Raw genomic sequence first — 18394 nt, 5'->3', positions numbered from 1 at the left:
CTCGAACGCAGGCTTCGCCAGCTGCTACAAAAAGCGCGCCCTACGCCATGTCTGGACGCCATACGCAATGTTTGTAGCAACTGCCGAGCCTGCGAGGCTGCGTTCGGCGGCGCAGCCGTCGTCAAACAAGCGATGCAATTCATCAAAGCCAACACGCATCCCAAAGCGGGTAATCATGAATTCGCTCAACGAGTCCTGCGCGTACGGGGTTGCGAACTACGTATCGCGCAAGATCCTTTACATCTTCCTCCTTGCGAACTGCTCGATCGTGATAGCCCTTCTGCCACAACCGCCCTCGCCGCCCCAACGCCTGATTAACGGCCAAACTGCTACGCGATTTGATGCGGCACACCACGTCGGCCAATGTTCTATCCCTCAGCTGCAACAGGCAGTGCATATGATCCGGCATCACAACCCAGGTCAAAAAATCCGCCCAACCCTCCTCTTCCACCTCGCGAAGCTGTTGGACGACCAGTCGCCCCTGCCTCCAATCAGCAAAAAACGGCTGTCGCTGGTGAACGACAGCCGTTATCAGATAAATACCTCCGGGTTCGGAAAAACGTCCAATACGCAGGCGACCAGCATTCGTAAAGACAGGCATTCCATTGCCTCCTTATCCATTGAATAGGAAGCCTCGAATCTACAACGCTGCCTCTCAACTCGATAACCGCCAATCGCTACCAGATATGAGCGATCAACTCCCCGTCCGAATCTTGTTCCACACCCGTGTCCGAATCCGGTCAATGTTCAACGGCATCGCCTCAAGCGCAAACAATTTCCCCATCATTTCCGGGCTCGGATAGACCTTGGTATCGTTCTTGATCGCCGGATCAATGAGGCTGTCGGCCTGTGCGTTGCCATTGGCGTAGTGCACGTAGTTGCTGATGCTGGCCATGACGTCCGGGCGCAGCAGGTAGTTCATGAAGGCGTAGCCGGCCTTGTCGTCCGGGGCGTCGGCGGGCATGGCGACCATGTCGAACCAGATGGCGGCGCCTTCCTTGGGAATCGAGTAGCCGATGTCGACGCCGTTCTTGGCTTCCTTGGCGCGGTTTTCCGCTTGCAGGATGTCGCCGGAGAAGCCGACTGCCACGCAGATGTCGCCGTTGGCCAGGTCACTGGTGTATTTGGACGAGTGAAAATAGCTCACGTACGGCCGGACTTTCAGCAGCAGCGCTTCGGCTTTTTTATAGTCATCGGGATTTTTACTGTGGTGCGGCAGGCCCAAGTAGTTGAGCGCTGCCGGCAGCAGTTCCGGGCCGTTGTCGAGGATCGCCACGCCGCACTTTTGCAGTTTCTGCATGTTTTCCGGCTTGAAGATCAGGTCCCAGGAATCCACCGGCGCGTTGTCGCCCAGCACGGCTTTGACCTTAGCAATGTTGTAGCCAATGCCAGTACTGCCCCACAGGTACGGAAAGCCGTGTTCGTTGCCCGGATCGTTGGTCTGCAAGGCTTTGAGCAGCACCGGGTTGAGGTTTTTCCAGTTCGGCAACTGGCTCTTATCGAGCTTCTTCAACGCCTTGCCTTCAATCTGCCGGGCCATGAAGTGGTTGGACGGAAACACCACGTCGTAACCGGATTTGCCGGTCATCAACTTGCCGTCGAGGGTTTCGTTGCTGTCGTAGACGTCGTAGGTGAAGGCGATGCCGGTTTCTTTCTGGAAGTTCTTGGTGGTGTCCGGTGCGATGTAGTCCGACCAGTTGTAGATTTTGACTGTTTCGGCCGCGTGACCGAGGGTCGCGACGAGTACAAGGGGCGCCAGGGTCAGTGTCTTTCGGATCATGAGTCGATTCCTGTAAGGGCTATTGTTATTGGCAGGCAATCAAAAGATCAAAATCAAAAAATCAAAACGTAGGTCTTGCGCACGGTTTCCTGGATATCCCAGATACCGAGACTGTTGGCTGGCAACATCAGTGCATCGCCGGCTTCTATGTGCAGGGTTTCACCGCCGTCCGGGGTGAAGGTGCAGCGGCCCTGGATGAAGTGACAGAACTCCTGGGCCACGATTTGCCGGCGCCAGCGACCGGGAGTGCATTCCCAGACGCCGGTTTCGACACCGTCGTCGCGCTCGACGCTGGTGGTCGAGGCCACCGCCACTGGCGTCCCCAATGGCACGGCGACGGGGTTGGATTCTTCCAGCTTCAGGGTGGCGGTGTTCTTGAATTGCGTGATGCCCATGGGAGTACCTGTCGATGAGAAAGAACGCTGTTTAGTGCATGAAACCTTCCATGAACCCCGCCACGCCGCTGGCGAGTTTGCGCCGCCAGGGTGCGGTGGCCGGGTTGGCGAGGGTCTGGTCTTCGTGAACGAAGCTGCGGATGATCGCGTTGTAGCCGAGCCAGCGGCAGGGCTCCGGCTCCCAGGCTTTCAGCGCATTGAGACCGCCCTGCGGGATGACCCAAGGCTGGCGCACCAGTTCGGTATCGCGCTCCAGGATCAGATCGGCCAGGGTGCGCCCGCCCAGATTGCTAGCACCGACACCCTCCCCGCCATAACCGCCAGACAATGCGATGCCAGTGGCCCGATCGCAGAGCATGTGCGGCTTGAAATGTCGGGACATGCCCAAATTGCCACCCCAGGCGTGGGTGATGCGCACGTTCTTGAGTTGCGGGAACAGCTCGCCGAACAGGTAACGGCGCAGCTCGACTTCGCTGGTGGTCAGGTCGAAGTCATGGCGCAATTTACCCGCGAACTGATAGCCACCCCGAGCGCCGAACACCAGACGATTGTCGGCGGTGCGCTGGCCGTAAGTGACCTGGCGGCTGCTCTCGCCGAAGGCCTGACCACGGCTCAAGCCGATTTCGTCCCACGTCGCGGCGGACAAAGGCTCGGTGGCCACAATCAGGCTCTGTACCGGCAACTGATAGCGCCCCAGGGGCGGCAGCGTGACGGCGTAGCCTTCGACCGCAGGCACAATCCAGCGACTGCGGACCTGAGCCTTGGCCGTGCGCAAACTGCCGGACTGCCACTGAGTGACCGGGCTGTTCTCATAGATCTTGACGCCCATGCGCTCCACCGCCCGAGCCAGGCCACGCACCAGTTTTGCCGGGTGAATGGTCGCCACATGCGGTGCATAGATACCGCCATAGGGCTTGGCGATTCTGATTTGTTGCGCCAATTGCTCGGGGCTGAGCCAGCGGTAATCATTTTCGGTCAGACCCTGGCCGTGCAGTTTGTCCAGATAACTGCGCAGGCTGGCCTCCTGCTCTGGATACCGCGCCGCGCAGTACAGCACGCCGCCTTTGCGATAATCGCAGTCGATGCCTTCGCGTTCGAGGATGATCTCTACTTCATCGGGAATGCTGTGCAGCAGATCAAACGAGGCGCGGCGTTGTTCGGGCGAGAGCCCCGCGAGCAAGCGGTCCTCGCCCAACAGATTGCCCATCAGCCAGCCGCCATTGCGGCCCGAGGCGCCAAAACCGGCGGTTTGCGCCTCGACGATGGCGATCTCAAGGCCTGGGGCCAGGCGCTTGAGGTAGTACGCGGTCCACAAACCGGTGTAGCCGGCGCCGATGATGGCAACGTCGACGTCCAGGTCCTGTTCCAGGGCCGGACGCGCCAGCAACGGCTCGTCGAGTTGATCCATCCATAAACTGATGTTGCGCCACGCCGGCATACCAGACTCCACCACTCACACTTCGATGGCGTCGATCCTAGAGCGTGACCTCAGAGGCTGTCGTGCGCGCGTGCACGCAAAGAAATTTGTTTGACGTAGGCCTTGGGCGACTGGCCGGTGTGTTGGCGGAAACAACTGTAAAACGCCGACAGCGAGTTGAAGCCAGCGGCAAACGCCAGCTCATCGACCCGCAAGGGTGGCGTGGCCTTGTCCAGCGCCGCGAGCAAATGCTGCAAGCGTGCCTGGTTGACATAGCGATAGAAGCTTTGCCCGAGCACTTGGTTGAGCAGGTAGGAAATCTGATTGCGGCTGTATCCGCACTCCTTCGCCACCCGCTGCAAATCGAGTTCGGGGTCCAGGTAAGGTTGCTGGCGCTGAAAATACTGCTGCAGGTCTTCGGCCATAAAGCTCAGCTGGCGCGGTGACAATCCAAGCCGGCTGGCCGCCGGACGCAGATTATTCGACGTTTTACTCGGCGGCTGCTCGCGCACCAGCGACGCGTATTCGTTGACGCGCCAGATCAAGCCGTCACGCACGGTGATCGCTTCGCTGGAGCGAAACGACACCAGCCCGTCGGTGCCGCGCAGGGTCATCTGGTATTGAATGAACGCGGTGTTACCGTCCAGGCGAATGCGATCCGAATGCTCCAGCGCCTCGCCCGGATTGCGCGGCATGCTGTCGCGTACGTACTCGCGCAATTCGTCCAGGCCCATCACGCGGTTCTGGAAAAAGTCGCTGTACTGGATGTCCGGGTGATACAGCGCCATGACGCCGTCCAGGTTCCGGTGTTTCCAGCATAGGTGGTAGCGCATGACCGTCTCGCCCGTGGCCTGGGTTTGCAGCGGGCCATCATCATCGGCGTGCATAAAGGGCTCTGTGAAATAAACCGAGCTTGCCCAACTTGGGCCTCGGCTTCAATGGCCGATCAATGATGGCCTTTGGCGATGAATGCCCGAGGCGTGACCCATATCAAAAAAAATCGAACCAATCGCTAAACGGACTGAAAAAATCCACATGGTTTTCACATCTGGATGCTACTTTTAAATGCATTCACCGGTTGAACCAATGAAGGTTCTACCCCTCCTCACATGAGCTAAAGGAAGCGCTCGATGACTAAGGCGGGCAACACATGAACAAAGGGTCATTCAGCAAAGTCACCTTTCCAAACGCCTGCCAGCTGATGCGCTGGCATTTTCATCCCATGGGTTTCGAGGCGAGCATGGACGCGCCGGGCAGCATGATTGCCCGTCTTTTTGACCGTGCCAGTGGCGAAACCATGATCGCCATCGCCGGCATTCCCTGCGCGACCGTGATGAATGCCGCGGATGTAGAACGAATAATCGAAGCAGTGGAAGATGAACTCGAAACGTTCATTCCGCCGGTGGCGCTCAGGAGTTATGCCTGAGACCGGATCCAGACATCAAGAAGCCCACAGGATGTGGGCTTTTTTGTGGATACCTATTTTTTCTATTTCAATGCAAGCCCCTGTGGGAGCGAGCTTGCTCGCGATGACTGTGTATCAGTCGACATTTATGTGAGCTGGCAGTCCGCTATCGCGAGCAAGCTCGCTTCCACAGGGATTAGCGGTCTATGCGGTTTTTGCGCTCTGCCGATGATCCGCAAAGAACGCCTTGCCCTTACCGACCTTGTCAGACGCCTTGGGCATATTGACGGCTTGGCCGTCCTGGCCATCGACGTACCAGTAGCAATGACTCACCGCCCGCGTGATCCCGACATAAGCCAACCGCAGAATCTCGTCTTTCTGCGCGGTGTCATAAGCCTCGCTGTCCCCAGTCTTGCCCAGTCCTGCCATGCGATACACCTGGTTCTTGTAAGGCGAGCTGGTCAGATGCTGGCAATCGCCCAGCAAGAACACAGCGTCCGCCTGCAGCCCTTTAGCACTGTGGTAGGTCAATTGCTTGAGCCGGCGAGCGTCGTACGGCAAGCTAGAATCAACATCAACCACTGACTGAATATGCTGCTCTATCAATGACTTATCGCTACTTTTTCGATAAAGCATCAAGATTGAATCACCGCACCGGTAGTGTTCCATTAGCCGCTGCGCCATGCCCTGGTCATCGCGGTCCAGCACGTTCACCGGCTGGAGCGCCTTCGATTCCCCGCTGGCTTTGGCCTTTTTGCCAGGGATGGCCGGCGCAGCCCGCACGATGTGTTCGGCGGCATCAATGATGTGCTGATGGCTGCGGTAATTGTCGCTGAGCATGACCCGAGTGGTGCTCGGCGACGGGAATTCCTTGTTGAACTCCATGAAGTACGTCGGCGAACTGCCGCGCCAGCCATAGATCGACTGCCAATCATCGCCGACACACAGCAACGACGAACGCTGCGCACCACGCCCTACATGCATCGCCGGACCACGACTGCGGATCTCGGCCAGACTGGCACGAATCCAGGAGACAATCTGCGGCGATACGTCCTGAAATTCGTCGATCATCAGGTGCGACAGCGGCCGGAGCAGCTCATCGCTCAACAGTTTCAGGTTTTCGGGCGAATGCTCGCTGAACAGGGCAAACATCCGGTTGTAGGTCATCACCGGTGGCTTTTGATCGAGCAAGTGATCTTCCAGGGCGCGCCAGAACAGACTCAAGGCCTCAAAGAAAAACCGGTCCGGGTCGTCCTTGGCAAAATTCATACGGCCCACGGCATCGGGAACGTCCAGACCCAGGTTCTCGATAAACCCGGCGGCAGCGACGAAACAGTCCAGCAACGGCGAGGAACCCAGCTCACCCTTTACCTTGTAATCGAACCCCGGCCCGGCACTGGCATCGCCGGCTAGCGAGGCTAAAACACGTTTCGAAGACTCGTATGAATCCAACCATATCAAAGGCTTACGACAGAAAGCTTGAAACAGCGTGCGCTTTACTGCCCACTCGGCCCGCACCGTCAGCTTGGCATTCGGGCGGGTGACTTGCGGGTTTTCCCGAGGATCGAAACCCAGCACCACCCAGGCATCGAGGCTTGGAATGTAGCCGTGGCAATGGAACGTCGAGCCGTTGATATCGAACGTCTGACGGTTCGGCTCGATGCCCTTGATCGGCCAGGCACCCGCGCGAAACCACAGGTCTTCAATCGTGTCGCAGAGTTCTTCATCGCGCTTGGCCGCCAGTTCGGTCACGGCCACGCGTTTCTGTACATCAGGGTGATCGCGCTCCAGCTCCTTGAGCTGCAAGGCATGGCGAGATAAAGGCTGGATCAGCTCGCGAAAGCGTTCGTTGGTGGTGAACAACGCGTGATAACAAGCATTGAGCTGTTGACGCTGGGCGTCGTTGATTCGCAGGTCGAAGGGATTGCTGTCGACCTCCTCGTCGCCGTTTTGTGGGCGATTGCTGAGATTTTCGAAAGCTTGCAGGCGTTCGAACCCCGCCAAGCTACGGACCATCGGCAGAATCCGCGAGTGAAAGGTACGCACCAGATCACGGGCGTCTTTAAGGCTGAGCGCCCGGCCCCACAAGCCAAACAGTTCGATCAGTTTGTTGATGAAGTCTTTGCGCGATTCGCGGGTGAAGGTCACCACGGTCATCGAACTCAATTCGAACCCTAAATAGTGGGTCAGCAACAGAATACGCAGCACCAGGGTTGTCGACTTGCCCGCACCCGCACCGGCGATCACCGAGGTCGAAGGTGTATCGCTGAAGATCATCTTCCATTGCGCAACGCTGGGCTGAGCATGAGCAGGCAGCAGTCGCGCGACATCGGCCTTCATGCGTTTCTTGATCTCGGCATTCAACGGCAGCCGCCAATCATCGAACAGGTTGTCATCGACATTCGGCGGCCGGTGCTCGGTGGAGCGCGAGTCGCGGATCAACAACACCTGCCGACCTTCTTCCAGCCCTTCGAGCTTGCCTTCCTTGAAGCCGTAATCCACCCCGGCGCTGTGGCCGCTGCGAAAGCCGTCAGCTTGCCCGTGGAGCCATGACGCACGGTGTTGCGCGCGCATTTGGGTCAAGCCATACCCGAAAAAACGGGCGGCCAGGCGCTTGAGCCATGGCATCTCAGCGAGGGGACGAAGTTCAGGAGGGAGATCGGGGGTGTGTTGCGGCACGCGGACGGACTCCAGGGTGTGAGGCTGTTGAGGGCTATGGTGTCTGCATTTGCCGTTGAGTTCTAGTGAAATGCTTACAGGTCATTGGTTTAGGCGATGAAGTGAAGGCTGGATGAGAATGTTTCGAGATGATTTAACATCAACTTATTAGATTGTTTTGAAGCACTTTTTACGCTTTTTATCGATCATCGGCTGATAGATGATGCTCGCCATCAACCACCGGTTCTTGTTTCGTGGCTCAGGCGCACCGCCCCATGACGAACCTTTTCAGGAGACGATCATGCTTGAACTCAGACCATTCAACACCTTGGGCGGCGCCCATCATGGCTGGTTGGATGCCCATCACCACTTTTCGTTCGCCGAGTACCACGACCTGAAACGCATGAACTGGGGCAACCTTCGGGTCTGGAACGATGACGTGATCGCCCCGGGCACCGGCTTCCCACAGCATCCGCACCGTGACATGGAAATCATCACCTATGTGCGTGAAGGTGCGATTACCCACCAGGACAACCTCGGCAACAAGGGCCGTACTGAAGCGGGTGATGTTCAGGTCATGAGCGCCGGCACCGGGATCGCCCACAGCGAGTACAACCTGGAAGCCACCGAAACCCGGATTTTCCAGATCTGGATCATCCCCAACGAGGCCGGCTCGGCACCGTCGTGGGGTGCCAAGCCTTTCCCGAAAGGTCAGCGCGAAGGTTTCGTGACCTTGGCCAGCGGCAAGGCCGGCGATGATCAAAGCCTGCGGATTCGCGCTGATGCGCGATTGGTGGCGGCGAATCTGAAGGCTGGGGAATCGGCGGAGTATCACCTGGATAAAGGGCGCCGTGCCTACCTGGTTACGGCCACCGGTGTGATTGAAGTCAATGGCTTGCGTGCACAAGCTCGAGACGGTGTAGCGGTCGCCGATGAGCAGGTGTTGCGTGTGACGGCGATTGAAGACAGTGAAATCGTGTTGGTGGATCTGGCTTAAATACCAGGCAAAAAAATGGGCGACCTTGTGGTCGCCCTTTTTTTGTTTGTTGCGATTGTGGCGAGGGGGCTTGCCCCCGTTCGACTGCGAAGAAGTCGCAAATCAACACACACGGTATGCCTGGAAAACCGCAATGGCCGGATTAGGGTCGCTACGCAACCCAACGGGGGCAAGCCCCCTCGCCACAGGCCCTCAATCACTTCGTGGAAATAGCGCCATCCACCAGGGTCTGAGCCTCAGCCACCAGCTGCTTGAGATGTTCGTCGCTGATAAAGCTTTCCGCGTAGATCTTGTAGATGTCTTCAGTGCCCGATGGGCGCGCCGCAAACCAGCCGTTCTCGGTCATGACCTTCAAGCCACCGATTGCCTGGTTGTTACCCGGCGCATGGCTGAGGATGCTCTGGATCGCTTCGCCAGCCAGTTGGGTCGAGGTGACTTGATCCGGGGACAGCTTGCTCAGCAGGGCTTTCTGCTCAGGGTTGGCCTTGGCATCAACCCGAACCGAGAACGGCTCGCCCAGCTCATCAGTCAGTGCGCGATAGGCCTGGCTTGGGTCGCGACCGGTGCGAGCGGTCATTTCTGCCGCCAGCAGCGCCGGAATCAGGCCGTCTTTGTCAGTGCTCCAGACACCACCGTCCTTGCGCAGGAAGGAAGCGCCGGCGCTCTCTTCGCCACCAAAGCCCAGGGAGCCGTCGAACAGGCCATCGGCAAACCACTTGAAGCCGACCGGCACTTCGTACAAACGACGACCGAGGCGCTTGGCCACGCGATCGATCAAACCACTGCTGACCACGGTTTTGCCCACGCCAGCATCCGCACGCCAGTGCGGACGATTCTGGAACAGGTAGTCGATGGTCACTGCAAGGTAGTTGTTCGGCGCCAACAGGCCGCCGGACGGGGTGACGATGCCATGACGATCGTGATCAGGGTCGCAGCCGAAGGCCACGTCAAAACGATCTTTCAGACCAATCAGGCCTTGCATCGCGTGGGTCGACGATGGGTCCATGCGGATCTGCCCGTCCCAATCGACGGTCATGAAGCGGAAGGTCGGATCGACCTCGGTGTTGACCACTTCCAGATCCAGGCGGTAATGCTCGGCAATCGCCGACCAGTAGCGCACCCCTGCTCCACCCAACGGATCGACACCCAGATGCAGCTTGGCGTCACGAATGGCGTCGAAGTCGATCACGTTGATCAGGTCGGCGACATAGGTGTTGACGTAGTCGTGGCGATGGGTGGTGCTGGCCTTCAATGCCTGCTCGTAGCTGATGCGCTTGACGCCAGCCAGCTTGTTGCCGAGCAGTTCGTTGGCCTTGGCTTCGATCCACTTGGTGATGTGGGTGTCGGCCGGGCCGCCATTGGTAGGGTTGTATTTGTAGCCGCCGCTTTGTGGCGGGTTGTGGGACGGCGTAATGACGATGCCATCCGCCAGGCCCGAGGTGCGGCCACGGTTGTAGCAAAGAATGGCATGGGAGATGGCCGGGGTCGGCGTGTACTCGTCGCCTTCGGCGATCATCACGGTGACGCCGTTGGCCGCCAATACTTCAAGGGCGCTGGCACCGGCCGGGGTCGACAGCGCATGGGTGTCGATGCCGACAAACAGCGGACCGTCGATGCCTTGGGCTTCGCGGTACAGGCAAATGGCCTGGCTGATCGCCAGAACGTGCCATTCGTTGAAACTCAAGTCGAACGAACTGCCACGGTGACCGGACGTGCCAAAGGCGACGCGCTGGGTAGAGATGTTGGCATCAGGCTGGCCGGTGTAATAAGCCGTTACCAGTCGCGGGATGTCGACCAACAATTCTGCCGGTGCCGGTTTGCCCGCAAAAGGACTGAGTGTCATGCAAAACCTCTGAAAAGAGTGGTTCAGGAATAGAGACGGAGTTTACTGGCAGTTTGACCACAGCGCGATAGCAACGATCCGCGCGGTCCGCGACCTTTTTTAACCCCGCTCAATCAATCGCTTCCAGACGCAATGCATCACCCAGTAATCCCAGTGCGGTACCGAGGTCATGGTCGCCGCTGAACGTATGGCTGAGGCGCAAATGTTGACCATACAAGCCTTGCAGGCTGAACAGCTCACCTGGCGCGATCACCACCTGATGTTTGAGCAAGCGTTGGAATACCCGGCGCACATCGACCTGGCGCAACGAGCGCGCCCAGATCGTCGCCCCACCCTGCGGCTCGACCGGTTGCAACGCGTCTCCCAGCCGTTCGTTCAACAAATGGATCATCTGCACCTGACGATCCTTGAGCAGGCGCCGCAGCACTTGCAGGTGCTGGTCGATACGGCCATTGCTGTACAGGCGGGCAATGGCTTTCTGGCGGATCGGCGACAGGCGAAACGCACGCAGCAAAAAATGCCGCTGCAGTTCTTCGCCCAGTCGTCGCGACAGCAGATAACCGTACGGCGCTTCCGGCCCGACGATTTTCTCGAAGGTGGAAAACACGATCAGACGATCAGGCGCCAGAAGGTCGCGAAACTTCGGCCCTTCTGGCTCGAAACCAAGCTCGCCATAGCAGTCGTTTTCCAGCACCCAGCAATCATATCGGGCCAGCAACTGCGCGACCGACTGCCGGTTGTCATGCGGCACCTGGCTTCCCCGCGGCATGCTTAGCCCCGATGACAACATCACCAGCCGCACCGACTCGATCTCAAGCACGTCATTGAGCTGCTCCAGGTCCAACGCGCCGCAGGCTTGCAATGGCAACTCGAACACCCGCACCTCTGCCGCCTCGAGCAAACGCAGAATCACCCAATCACACGGCGACTCGACCACCACCGTGGCGCCCTTGAGACACAGGATGGTGATGAGAATTTCCAGCACTCCGCGCAGATCGGCGCCGATGTAAACCTCGTCGGCATGCCAGCAACGCGCCGGTGACGTGGTGTAGCGCGCCGCTAGAGCCGTACGCAATTCAAGCTCGCCACAGGGTTGCGAGGCCGAGAGTGGCTGGCGCGGATACTGGCGCAACAGTTCGCGCTCCAGCGTCAGTAGCGGGCTGTCCAGCGGCTGCAACAAGGCCGGCTCATCGGCACTCAACACCAGCATTTCGGGACGCCGAGCATTGAAATAGACGGTTTCAAGCAAATCATTGCCGCTGGCCAACGGACCAATGGAGGCTATTGGCTGCGAGTAATAACCAGACTTGGCCACCGAGTAGACCCGCCCTTCCTTCTCCAGCAGCGAATAGGCGTATTGGATGGTTGAAATCGACACGTTCAGGCGCAGCGCCAACTGCCTCAAGGAAGGCAGGCGAGTCGGCGTGCCGCAACCCGGTTCATTGATGAGGTGCGTCAAATATCGATACACCGCCTGGTAAGCAAAGTCCGTTTCTCTGGGTCCTTTCATCGGTATTGGCCGGGCACGGTGCAAGCGATTGCCTGGACGGTTGTGGATCGCGACAGCCCCTGCACTTTCAATGCCCCGCTGACAGTTCGCCAATTGCGCCAGCGTCATCGTCCTGCGGATCTTCAACGCAAATGTCTTCCTCCACTACCACTGACCCCATGCGATAAAGCGTGGCAATCAGGCTGACCGGCAGGCCACTGACATCGACCATCCATTGCACGACCTGCTCGGGCGCCTGATGCCCCTGCATCGCCTTGTGCAGGTCCGGCATGGCCACCAGCATGCCGGGGTGGCAACTGCGCAGGAAACGCTCGAGTCCCGCGCCACCATCGACAAAGGGCGCAAAGAGCAGGCAGATCAATTGAGCCTCGGTCAGCCCGAGGGTTTTCAGCACCTCGTCCGCCGCCAGCAAGCGGCGTTCGGTCATGACGACCGGATTACCGAATGACTCCAGCGCCAATTCGCAAAAGCGTTCCGGCACCAGTTTGCGCCGCATCATCACCAGGGCTCGCTGCAAGTATTCAGCGATCCCGGTTTCATAACTGTCGCCCGACACAACGCTCGCCTGTAACCCGCGCAAGTGCGCCGCAATCGCTGGGCTGACGTATTCGCTATCGCTCAGGTGCGCCGCCATTTCGTCGATCTGGACACCGAGGAATTCGGTGAGCAACGGCCAGCGCTCTTCCAGTTTGCCAACCACCATGTCGTGAATATCGATATTGGTCGTGCGCCGGCAAGCTTCGAATCCCCCGTACGGGCGCCATTGCGCGCGCTCATGGCCAGCATAGAACTCAAGGTAGTAGTCGCTGCCCAAGTCATCGAGCACGGCGAACAACCCTTCGAACCCCGCGATATTGTCATTCGCGGACCCGAGACCTGCCTTGTGCGCCGCGCGCCTCAATCCGTCGAGAAACTGCTTCTGCTGGCGCGGCGTTTCGCTGCTGATCAACGCATCGACCCCATTGCCCCAGCGGGCAATCTGCCCGTAGAACTCGCCCGTTGTCAGGTAGCCATCATCCCAAAGATCGAGCGGACCATCCCAAGCCCGGCGGTGGCCGACCATCAACAGGTTGAGCCGATTCGACTCGCGCCCGGCCTCGGAGATTGGCGCCAGGTGGTTAAATGGCAGGACTTCACGGTTATCCACCATCAACAATTCGACCCGAGGATCGTCGTAGAGGAACAGCGCCGCATTGGTGCGATGGATGTTCTCGAGCGCTGTGGAACCGGTCCCGTTCAGGCGCAAGGTGGCCACGCGTAGCTGAAACGTCGCCGGTGCCCGGCTGGCGATGCTCAGTTGGGCGGCGCGCAACAGCGCCAGTGTGTAGCAACTGTCGAGCGTGCCGGACTGGATCGACATCACCTTGAATTCGCCGATACGTTCCATGCCGCCGGCCGACACCACCAGGCGCTGAATCATAAGCTGCAAGGCAGTGCGCTCGGCACGCGAGAAAAAACTCAGCAGCCTTTGCAGTACTTGCTGGTAAACATAGTTCATTGCCTGATCGTGAATTGTGGTCATCAGTGTTTTACCTGGTATTCGGAAGTTCAACGTCACGCAAACAGTGATAGACACTGCGCGACCGATTCTCGCTATGAAGTGCTTGATCCTGTCATAAAATGCTAGCACTTAAGTTTTGGGTAATTATTTGAAATGTTTGAACTCTGCCTATGCCAAGGCGACAGCCACCTCCTCGCAAAGCCTGACGGGGCAAGGCCCGCGAGGTTTGGCACGACTTCCTAGGAAACTTCCGACAGCGTCCCACAGACATTGAGTACAAAAAAAAGAGAAAGAAGATACTGATTGATCTTTAGTCTTCAAACGTTGTGACATTTGCCTGTCGTCTGTCGCAAACATGTGCTGATTAATATCAGCCGAACGCCCACTCATGACTCATTCCTTGAGATGAAAGTAATCATTCAATTATCAGGGCTTATATGATGATTAGAAGATACAGATCGAAAGCAAAAACCGGTTCAGTTGCTGAAACCCGGTAGACAGAAACGAAAATGCCCTCTGCGCCAGGAGCGCAGAGGGCATCGGGAAAGCTTGAAGAGCAAGCGTACGTGCGGGCACGGACGCCTGCGTAAGGCTTACGCCGGTTCGACCTGAAGGGCGACCCGTTCGCGGCATGGGCATTCGTCCATGTAGCGATGCGCTTCGACAAACTCGGAAAACGGGAAGACCCGAGTCTTGAGCGGCAGCAGCACGCGGTCGGCGGTCAACTGGTTGATATCGCGCAACGCCCGTTGCAACGCCACCTGATCCTGAATGATGCCCAGCTCCGGCTTGCCGGTGAAGTTACCGATACAGTGTACGAAGAACTGAATGTTCTTCTGGAACGCTGCACACGCCGGGAATGGCGTCTGGTTGCCGCCTTGCAGGCCGTAAAGTACCAGGCTGCCACGCGGCGCCAGCACGTCACCGAGCATCGACATCTGTGGCCCGCCAAGCCCATCGAACACCACATCGACGCCACGGTTGTCGGTGATCTTGTTGATCTGCATCAGCAGATCCTGTTCTTCGGTGACGATGACTTTCTCGGCACCAAGGGACAGCAGGTAGTCACGTTCTTCCGCGCTTTTGGTCGCCGCGATCACTCGCACACCCAGGGCTTTGCCCAGTTGTACAAAGGACGGCCCTGCGCAATGGCTTGCGTCGGTCACCAGGGCAAACTGCCCCGGTTTGACCCGCGCCAGATCGACGTAGGCAAAATAGGCGATCAGCAGCGGCGTGTAATGCACGCTGGCTTCGATCGGGCTGAGCACGTCCGGGTAGCGGGTCAGTGCCGAGCGCGGCAGAACAATCTGTTCGCCGTAGACCGGATAATCGTTAGGACTCTCGGCCGGAAAACTGGCGACCTTGTCACCCACCGCCAAGTCATCGACACCGTCGCCGACAGCCGTCACGACACCCGACATTTCATGGCCAAGGCCTGAAGGAAGACGAGCGTGGGACGAAGCCAGGTTCTGGCGCCAGAGAATGTCGTACCAGCTGATGCCGATTGCTTCGACGCGCACCTGCACTTCACCTGGTGCAGGCAGAGCGGCCGCATGCTCTTCGCATTTGAGCACCTCGGCTGGACCAAACTTGTGAAAACGGATCGTGCGGGACATCGCAAACCTCGTCAAAGTAACCTCTAATGCCACGAACTCTATCTGGGCTTTCTACCCAAGACCATCAGTGGCTATTAATAGTCGACATGCCTGTCATTGATTCCGCAGCGCCGGCGGCATCACCAGATGCCGTAAAAAACCGAAGCAGCCATTTAAGTAAAAAGTGAATTACACGGTGCAGAGTAGCAGCCTTTGCCCGTAAGATTCATGCCGGCCATTGTTCTCATATGGCCGCCCACGTCAAGTTTGCTGACTCTGCCAGGACTCCAGATGAATCGTAATGACCTGCGTCGTGTCGACCTGAACCTGTTGATCGTTTTCGAAACATTAATGCATGAACGCAGTGTGACCCGTGCTGCGGAGAAATTGTTCCTTGGACAACCCGCTATCAGTGCGGCGCTCTCGCGCCTGCGCGGGCTGTTCGATGACCCGCTGTTCGTGCGCACCGGGCGCAGCATGGAACCGTCGGCCCGGGCAGTGGAGATCTTCGCCCTGCTCTCCCCGGCGCTGGACTCGATTTCCACAGCGGTCAGCCGTGCGGCGGAATTCGATCCGGCCACCAGCACGGCGGTGTTTCGTATAGGTTTGTCGGACGACGTCGAATTCGCCTTGCTGCCCATGCTGCTCAAACGCCTGCGCGCCGAATCACCGGGCATCGTGCTGGTCGTTCGCCGGGCCAACTACATCCTGATGCCAAGCCTGCTGGCCTCGGGCGAAATCTCCATCGGCGTCAGCTACACCGCCGACCTGCCGGCCAACGCCAAGCGCAAAGTACTGCGTCGCAGCATGCCCAAGCTGTTGCGAGCCGACACCGTGCCGGGCCCGCTGAGCCTGGACGACTTCTGCGCGCGGCCCCATGCGCTGGTGTCGTTCGCCGGCGACCTGAGCGGCTTCATTGATGAAGAACTCGAAAAGCTCGGGCGCAAACGCCATGTCGTGCTCGCAGTGCCGCAATTCAACGGGCTGAGCACGCTCATCAGCGGGACGGATATTGTCGCCACCGTACCTGATTACACGGCTGAGGCATTGACAGCCGCAGGTGGTGTGCGGGCGGAAGATCCGCCGTTGCCGGTGCGTACCTTTGAACTGCACATGGCATGGCGTGGGTCGCAGGACAATGACCCGGGCGAGCGTTGGTTGCGGTCGAGGATCCAGATGTTTTTTGGGGATCCGGATAGTCTCTAGGCGGCGTCGGGAAGGCTGTTCATCTGATCATTTTTGGCTTTCCACCAACCATGGAGCTCCATTCACTTCCAGTGGATTGCTACATTGGGGGCACATCTGAGGGCATGCTTTGGATGGTTTGAAAAGGATGCCCCAGGGCTTGCTCAACGTCCCGAGAATGCCACATCAGTAGCTATCTGGAATAAATGCACATGTCGGTCCTGCGTATAGCTGTTGTAGTTGGATGCATTTGGGTAGGTTCGGCGTTGGCCGAGGAGCCGACCGAAAAAGTCGTGCGGATTGCACAACTCGTGATAGACCCTGCTCAATTGGCGGCTTACCAAACGGCAGTCAAGGAGGAAATAGCTGACTCTGTGCGCCTTGAGCCAGGCGTGCTCGCGATTTATTCGGTAGCGGAAAAGGACCACCCGAACCGCCTTCACTTCTTCGAAATCTATGCAAACGAAGCGGCCTACAAAAGCCACATCGCATCTGCCCATTTTCAGAAATACGTGAATACGACAAAGTCGATGATCGTGTCCAGAACGCTTATCGAAACCGACCCGGTGCAACTCAGCGCCCAGCAAGGTCAATGATTGGGCAATCAGGCCCGCGGGCACGGCTCTATAGTTAGCCGTTATCAAGAGCAAGCTGCTGCTCACACATTCCGTCATGAGGAACTGGCGGCGTGGCGTGATCTCTCTGCCTCTCTCGCTCACGACTGATATCGCACTGTCCAACGCGGGGCTCTGAAAGGCATTCGGTTTACCATTCAGTTTTTGCCCGCCCCGCGCATTGCCATTTCATGGTGGGTTGTTATCAAGTCATAACCGCTCAAGCCTTGGCAGGCGCCAACTCAGACCGCCGCGCATCGCGAAAGGCAAACATGAACACCAGCACCACGCCCAGGGAAAAGAACGCCGGGAACAACCAGATGCTCTGCCACTGGTGCCCCGCAGGGGTGGCGTAGTAATCAGAGACATGGCCCGCGACCCAGAAACCGATCAGCATGCCAACGCCGTAGGTGGCCAGGGTAATCAGGCCCTGGGCCGAGCTTCTGAAGCGCTCGGGGGTTTTCGCGTCGGTGTAGATCTGCCCGGACACAAAGAAAAAGTCGTAGCAGATGCCGTGCAGGGCAATGCCGGTGAACAGCATAAAGGCCAGGTCGGCATTATTGCCGTAGGCGAACAGCACATAGCGCAAGGCCCAGGCCAGCATGCCCATCAGTAACGCGATCTTGATGCCGAAGCGCTGAATGAACAGGGGCAGCAGGAGCATGAACAGGACTTCGGAGACCTGCCCGATGGCCATCTTCGCCGTGGGATTGGTCATGCCTATGTCGGCGAGGAACGGATTGGCATTCTGGTAATAGAACGCCAGCGGGATGCAGATCAGGATCGAGGCAATGAAGAACACCAGGTAGCTGCGGTCTTTCAGAAGGCCCAAGGCATCGAGGCCGAGGATCTGTTTAAACCCGGTTCGAGTTGTATCGGATTTCAGCGGTGCCGTACTCGGCAGCGTGAAGCTGTAGACGCCCAGCACCAGCGACGCCAGCGCCGCCATCAGGAAGGTGTTGCGCAGGCCACCGGAGGCAATCGCGGCTTTCGAGTCCCAGGCAAAGACAAAACTGATCACCACCCCGGCGACGATCCAGCCCACGGTGCCCCACACCCGAATACGTGAGAACTCCAGCGCCGGGTCGCGCATCTGCCGAAAGGCCACGGAGTTGACCAATGCCAGGGTCGGCATATAGATCATCATGTAGGCCAGCACGTAGGGATAAAACGTGCCGAAGTCCGGCGCCCGATACAGCTGATAGAGCAACACCGCACCCACCAGGTGCAGCACCGCCAGAATGCGTTCTGCATTGAAGAATCGGTCAGCGATCAGCCCGATCACGAACGGGGCGATGATCGCGCCCCAGGACTGAGTCGAGAACGCCATGCCAATCTGGCCGCCGCTGGCGCCCAACTGGCTGGACAGGAAAGTGCCAAGGGTGACGAACCAGCCACCCCAGATAAAGAACTGCAGAAACATCATGGCGCTCAAGCGCGCAGTCATCCACGTCATAACAGTCACCGTCTTATTGTTATTGAAAGAAGCAGGTG

General features: G+C 58.3%; 15 protein-coding genes. 4 read left to right on the top strand and 11 right to left on the bottom strand.

Going from position 1 to position 18394, the window contains the following annotated elements:
• Positions 1–142 precede the first annotated feature (142 nt).
• The 5 genes from ACIOYV_RS03610 to ACIOYV_RS03590 all read right to left on the bottom strand — a co-directional run bounded on the left by ACIOYV_RS03610 (position 143) and on the right by ACIOYV_RS03590 (position 4479).
• On the bottom strand, positions 143–601 hold the full coding sequence (locus ACIOYV_RS03610) for an REP-associated tyrosine transposase (protein WP_401320878.1): 459 nt from the start codon (positions 599–601) through the stop codon (positions 143–145).
• A gap of 93 nt (positions 602–694) precedes the next feature.
• Positions 695–1780: a polyamine ABC transporter substrate-binding protein gene (locus tag ACIOYV_RS03605; RefSeq protein WP_401320876.1), complete on the bottom strand. Its 1086-nt coding sequence runs from the start codon at positions 1778–1780 to the stop codon at positions 695–697.
• Between the two features lie 53 nt (positions 1781–1833).
• Positions 1834–2175 carry a cupin domain-containing protein gene (locus ACIOYV_RS03600; protein ID WP_401320874.1) on the bottom strand — a complete coding sequence of 114 codons (342 nt, stop codon included), beginning with the start codon at positions 2173–2175 and terminating at the stop codon, positions 1834–1836.
• Between the two features lie 31 nt (positions 2176–2206).
• A complete protein-coding gene (locus tag ACIOYV_RS03595) occupies positions 2207–3613 on the bottom strand; it encodes an NAD(P)/FAD-dependent oxidoreductase (RefSeq protein WP_401320873.1) in 1407 nt (468 codons plus the stop codon).
• A 50-nt stretch (positions 3614–3663) separates the two neighbouring features.
• Positions 3664–4479 carry a helix-turn-helix domain-containing protein gene (locus tag ACIOYV_RS03590; RefSeq protein WP_401320871.1) on the bottom strand — a complete coding sequence of 272 codons (816 nt, stop codon included), beginning with the start codon at positions 4477–4479 and terminating at the stop codon, positions 3664–3666.
• 263 nt (positions 4480–4742) lie between these two features.
• On the opposite strand from ACIOYV_RS03590, the gene ACIOYV_RS03585 reads away from it, so the two are divergent.
• The gene (locus ACIOYV_RS03585; RefSeq protein WP_054046061.1) at positions 4743–5018 is read left to right on the top strand and encodes a DUF1652 domain-containing protein; all 276 of its coding nucleotides are present in this window, start codon (positions 4743–4745) and stop codon (positions 5016–5018) included.
• A 183-nt stretch (positions 5019–5201) separates the two neighbouring features.
• On the opposite strand, the gene ACIOYV_RS03580 is transcribed toward ACIOYV_RS03585, so the two are convergent.
• Positions 5202–7676, bottom strand: a complete 2475-nt coding sequence (locus ACIOYV_RS03580; protein ID WP_401320868.1) for a UvrD-helicase domain-containing protein — start codon at positions 7674–7676, stop codon at positions 5202–5204.
• 280 nt (positions 7677–7956) lie between these two features.
• Between ACIOYV_RS03580 and ACIOYV_RS03575 the strand changes: the two genes are divergently transcribed.
• Positions 7957–8652, top strand: coding sequence for a pirin family protein (locus tag ACIOYV_RS03575; RefSeq protein WP_401320865.1), 696 nt, complete (start codon positions 7957–7959; stop codon positions 8650–8652).
• A gap of 196 nt (positions 8653–8848) precedes the next feature.
• Here the strand turns inward: ACIOYV_RS03575 and pgm are convergent, their stop codons facing one another.
• The 4 genes from pgm to ACIOYV_RS03555 form a co-directional block, all read right to left on the bottom strand.
• The gene (gene pgm / locus ACIOYV_RS03570; protein ID WP_054614783.1) at positions 8849–10495 is read right to left on the bottom strand and encodes a phosphoglucomutase (alpha-D-glucose-1,6-bisphosphate-dependent); all 1647 of its coding nucleotides are present in this window, start codon (positions 10493–10495) and stop codon (positions 8849–8851) included.
• Positions 10496–10604: 109 nt separating this feature from the next.
• Entirely contained in the window at positions 10605–12005 is a 1401-nt protein-coding gene (locus ACIOYV_RS03565) for a PLP-dependent aminotransferase family protein (protein ID WP_401320862.1), read from the bottom strand.
• A gap of 67 nt (positions 12006–12072) precedes the next feature.
• The gene (locus ACIOYV_RS03560) at positions 12073–13527 is read right to left on the bottom strand and encodes a hypothetical protein (RefSeq protein ID WP_401320860.1); all 1455 of its coding nucleotides are present in this window, start codon (positions 13525–13527) and stop codon (positions 12073–12075) included.
• Positions 13528–14099: 572 nt separating this feature from the next.
• Positions 14100–15122, bottom strand: a complete 1023-nt coding sequence (locus ACIOYV_RS03555; RefSeq protein ID WP_054046080.1) for a zinc-dependent alcohol dehydrogenase family protein — start codon at positions 15120–15122, stop codon at positions 14100–14102.
• 270 nt (positions 15123–15392) lie between these two features.
• Between ACIOYV_RS03555 and ACIOYV_RS03550 the strand changes: the two genes are divergently transcribed.
• Both ACIOYV_RS03550 and ACIOYV_RS03545 read left to right on the top strand, forming a co-directional pair.
• Positions 15393–16307, top strand: coding sequence for a LysR family transcriptional regulator (locus ACIOYV_RS03550; RefSeq protein ID WP_054046082.1), 915 nt, complete (start codon positions 15393–15395; stop codon positions 16305–16307).
• A 191-nt stretch (positions 16308–16498) separates the two neighbouring features.
• Positions 16499–16882, top strand: coding sequence for a putative quinol monooxygenase (locus ACIOYV_RS03545; RefSeq protein ID WP_401320858.1), 384 nt, complete (start codon positions 16499–16501; stop codon positions 16880–16882).
• A 238-nt stretch (positions 16883–17120) separates the two neighbouring features.
• Here ACIOYV_RS03545 and ACIOYV_RS03540 read toward each other — a convergent pair whose 3' ends face one another.
• Entirely contained in the window at positions 17121–18356 is a 1236-nt protein-coding gene (locus ACIOYV_RS03540) for a nucleoside permease (protein ID WP_163910096.1), read from the bottom strand.
• Positions 18357–18394: the final 38 nt, after the last annotated feature.

The sequence above is a fragment of the Pseudomonas sp. NPDC087342 genome (assembly GCF_044744265.1).
GTDB lineage: Bacteria > Pseudomonadota > Gammaproteobacteria > Pseudomonadales > Pseudomonadaceae > Aquipseudomonas > Aquipseudomonas nunensis.
Note: the sequence above shows the minus strand (reverse complement) of the source record. Positions and strands in the feature narration are given on the sequence as shown.

What these genes read in the sequence shown, in the direction of transcription:
- ACIOYV_RS03545 (WP_401320858.1), top strand. Translation starts at nt 16,499, where the DNA reads ATGTCGGTCCTGCGTATAGCTGTTGTAGTTGGATGCATTTGGGTAGGT.
- ACIOYV_RS03540 (WP_163910096.1), bottom strand. Translation starts at nt 18,356, where the DNA reads ATGACGTGGATGACTGCGCGCTTGAGCGCCATGATGTTTCTGCAGTTC.
- ACIOYV_RS03560 (WP_401320860.1), bottom strand. Translation starts at nt 13,527, where the DNA reads ATGACCACAATTCACGATCAGGCAATGAACTATGTTTACCAGCAAGTA.
- ACIOYV_RS03565 (WP_401320862.1), bottom strand. Translation starts at nt 12,005, where the DNA reads ATGAAAGGACCCAGAGAAACGGACTTTGCTTACCAGGCGGTGTATCGA.
- ACIOYV_RS03590 (WP_401320871.1), bottom strand. Translation starts at nt 4,479, where the DNA reads ATGCACGCCGATGATGATGGCCCGCTGCAAACCCAGGCCACGGGCGAG.
- ACIOYV_RS03595 (WP_401320873.1), bottom strand. Translation starts at nt 3,613, where the DNA reads ATGCCGGCGTGGCGCAACATCAGTTTATGGATGGATCAACTCGACGAG.
- ACIOYV_RS03575 (WP_401320865.1), top strand. Translation starts at nt 7,957, where the DNA reads ATGCTTGAACTCAGACCATTCAACACCTTGGGCGGCGCCCATCATGGC.
- ACIOYV_RS03610 (WP_401320878.1), bottom strand. Translation starts at nt 601, where the DNA reads ATGCCTGTCTTTACGAATGCTGGTCGCCTGCGTATTGGACGTTTTTCC.
- ACIOYV_RS03555 (WP_054046080.1), bottom strand. Translation starts at nt 15,122, where the DNA reads ATGTCCCGCACGATCCGTTTTCACAAGTTTGGTCCAGCCGAGGTGCTC.
- ACIOYV_RS03550 (WP_054046082.1), top strand. Translation starts at nt 15,393, where the DNA reads ATGAATCGTAATGACCTGCGTCGTGTCGACCTGAACCTGTTGATCGTT.
- ACIOYV_RS03585 (WP_054046061.1), top strand. Translation starts at nt 4,743, where the DNA reads ATGAACAAAGGGTCATTCAGCAAAGTCACCTTTCCAAACGCCTGCCAG.
- pgm (WP_054614783.1), bottom strand. Translation starts at nt 10,495, where the DNA reads ATGACACTCAGTCCTTTTGCGGGCAAACCGGCACCGGCAGAATTGTTG.
- ACIOYV_RS03600 (WP_401320874.1), bottom strand. Translation starts at nt 2,175, where the DNA reads ATGGGCATCACGCAATTCAAGAACACCGCCACCCTGAAGCTGGAAGAA.
- ACIOYV_RS03605 (WP_401320876.1), bottom strand. Translation starts at nt 1,780, where the DNA reads ATGATCCGAAAGACACTGACCCTGGCGCCCCTTGTACTCGTCGCGACC.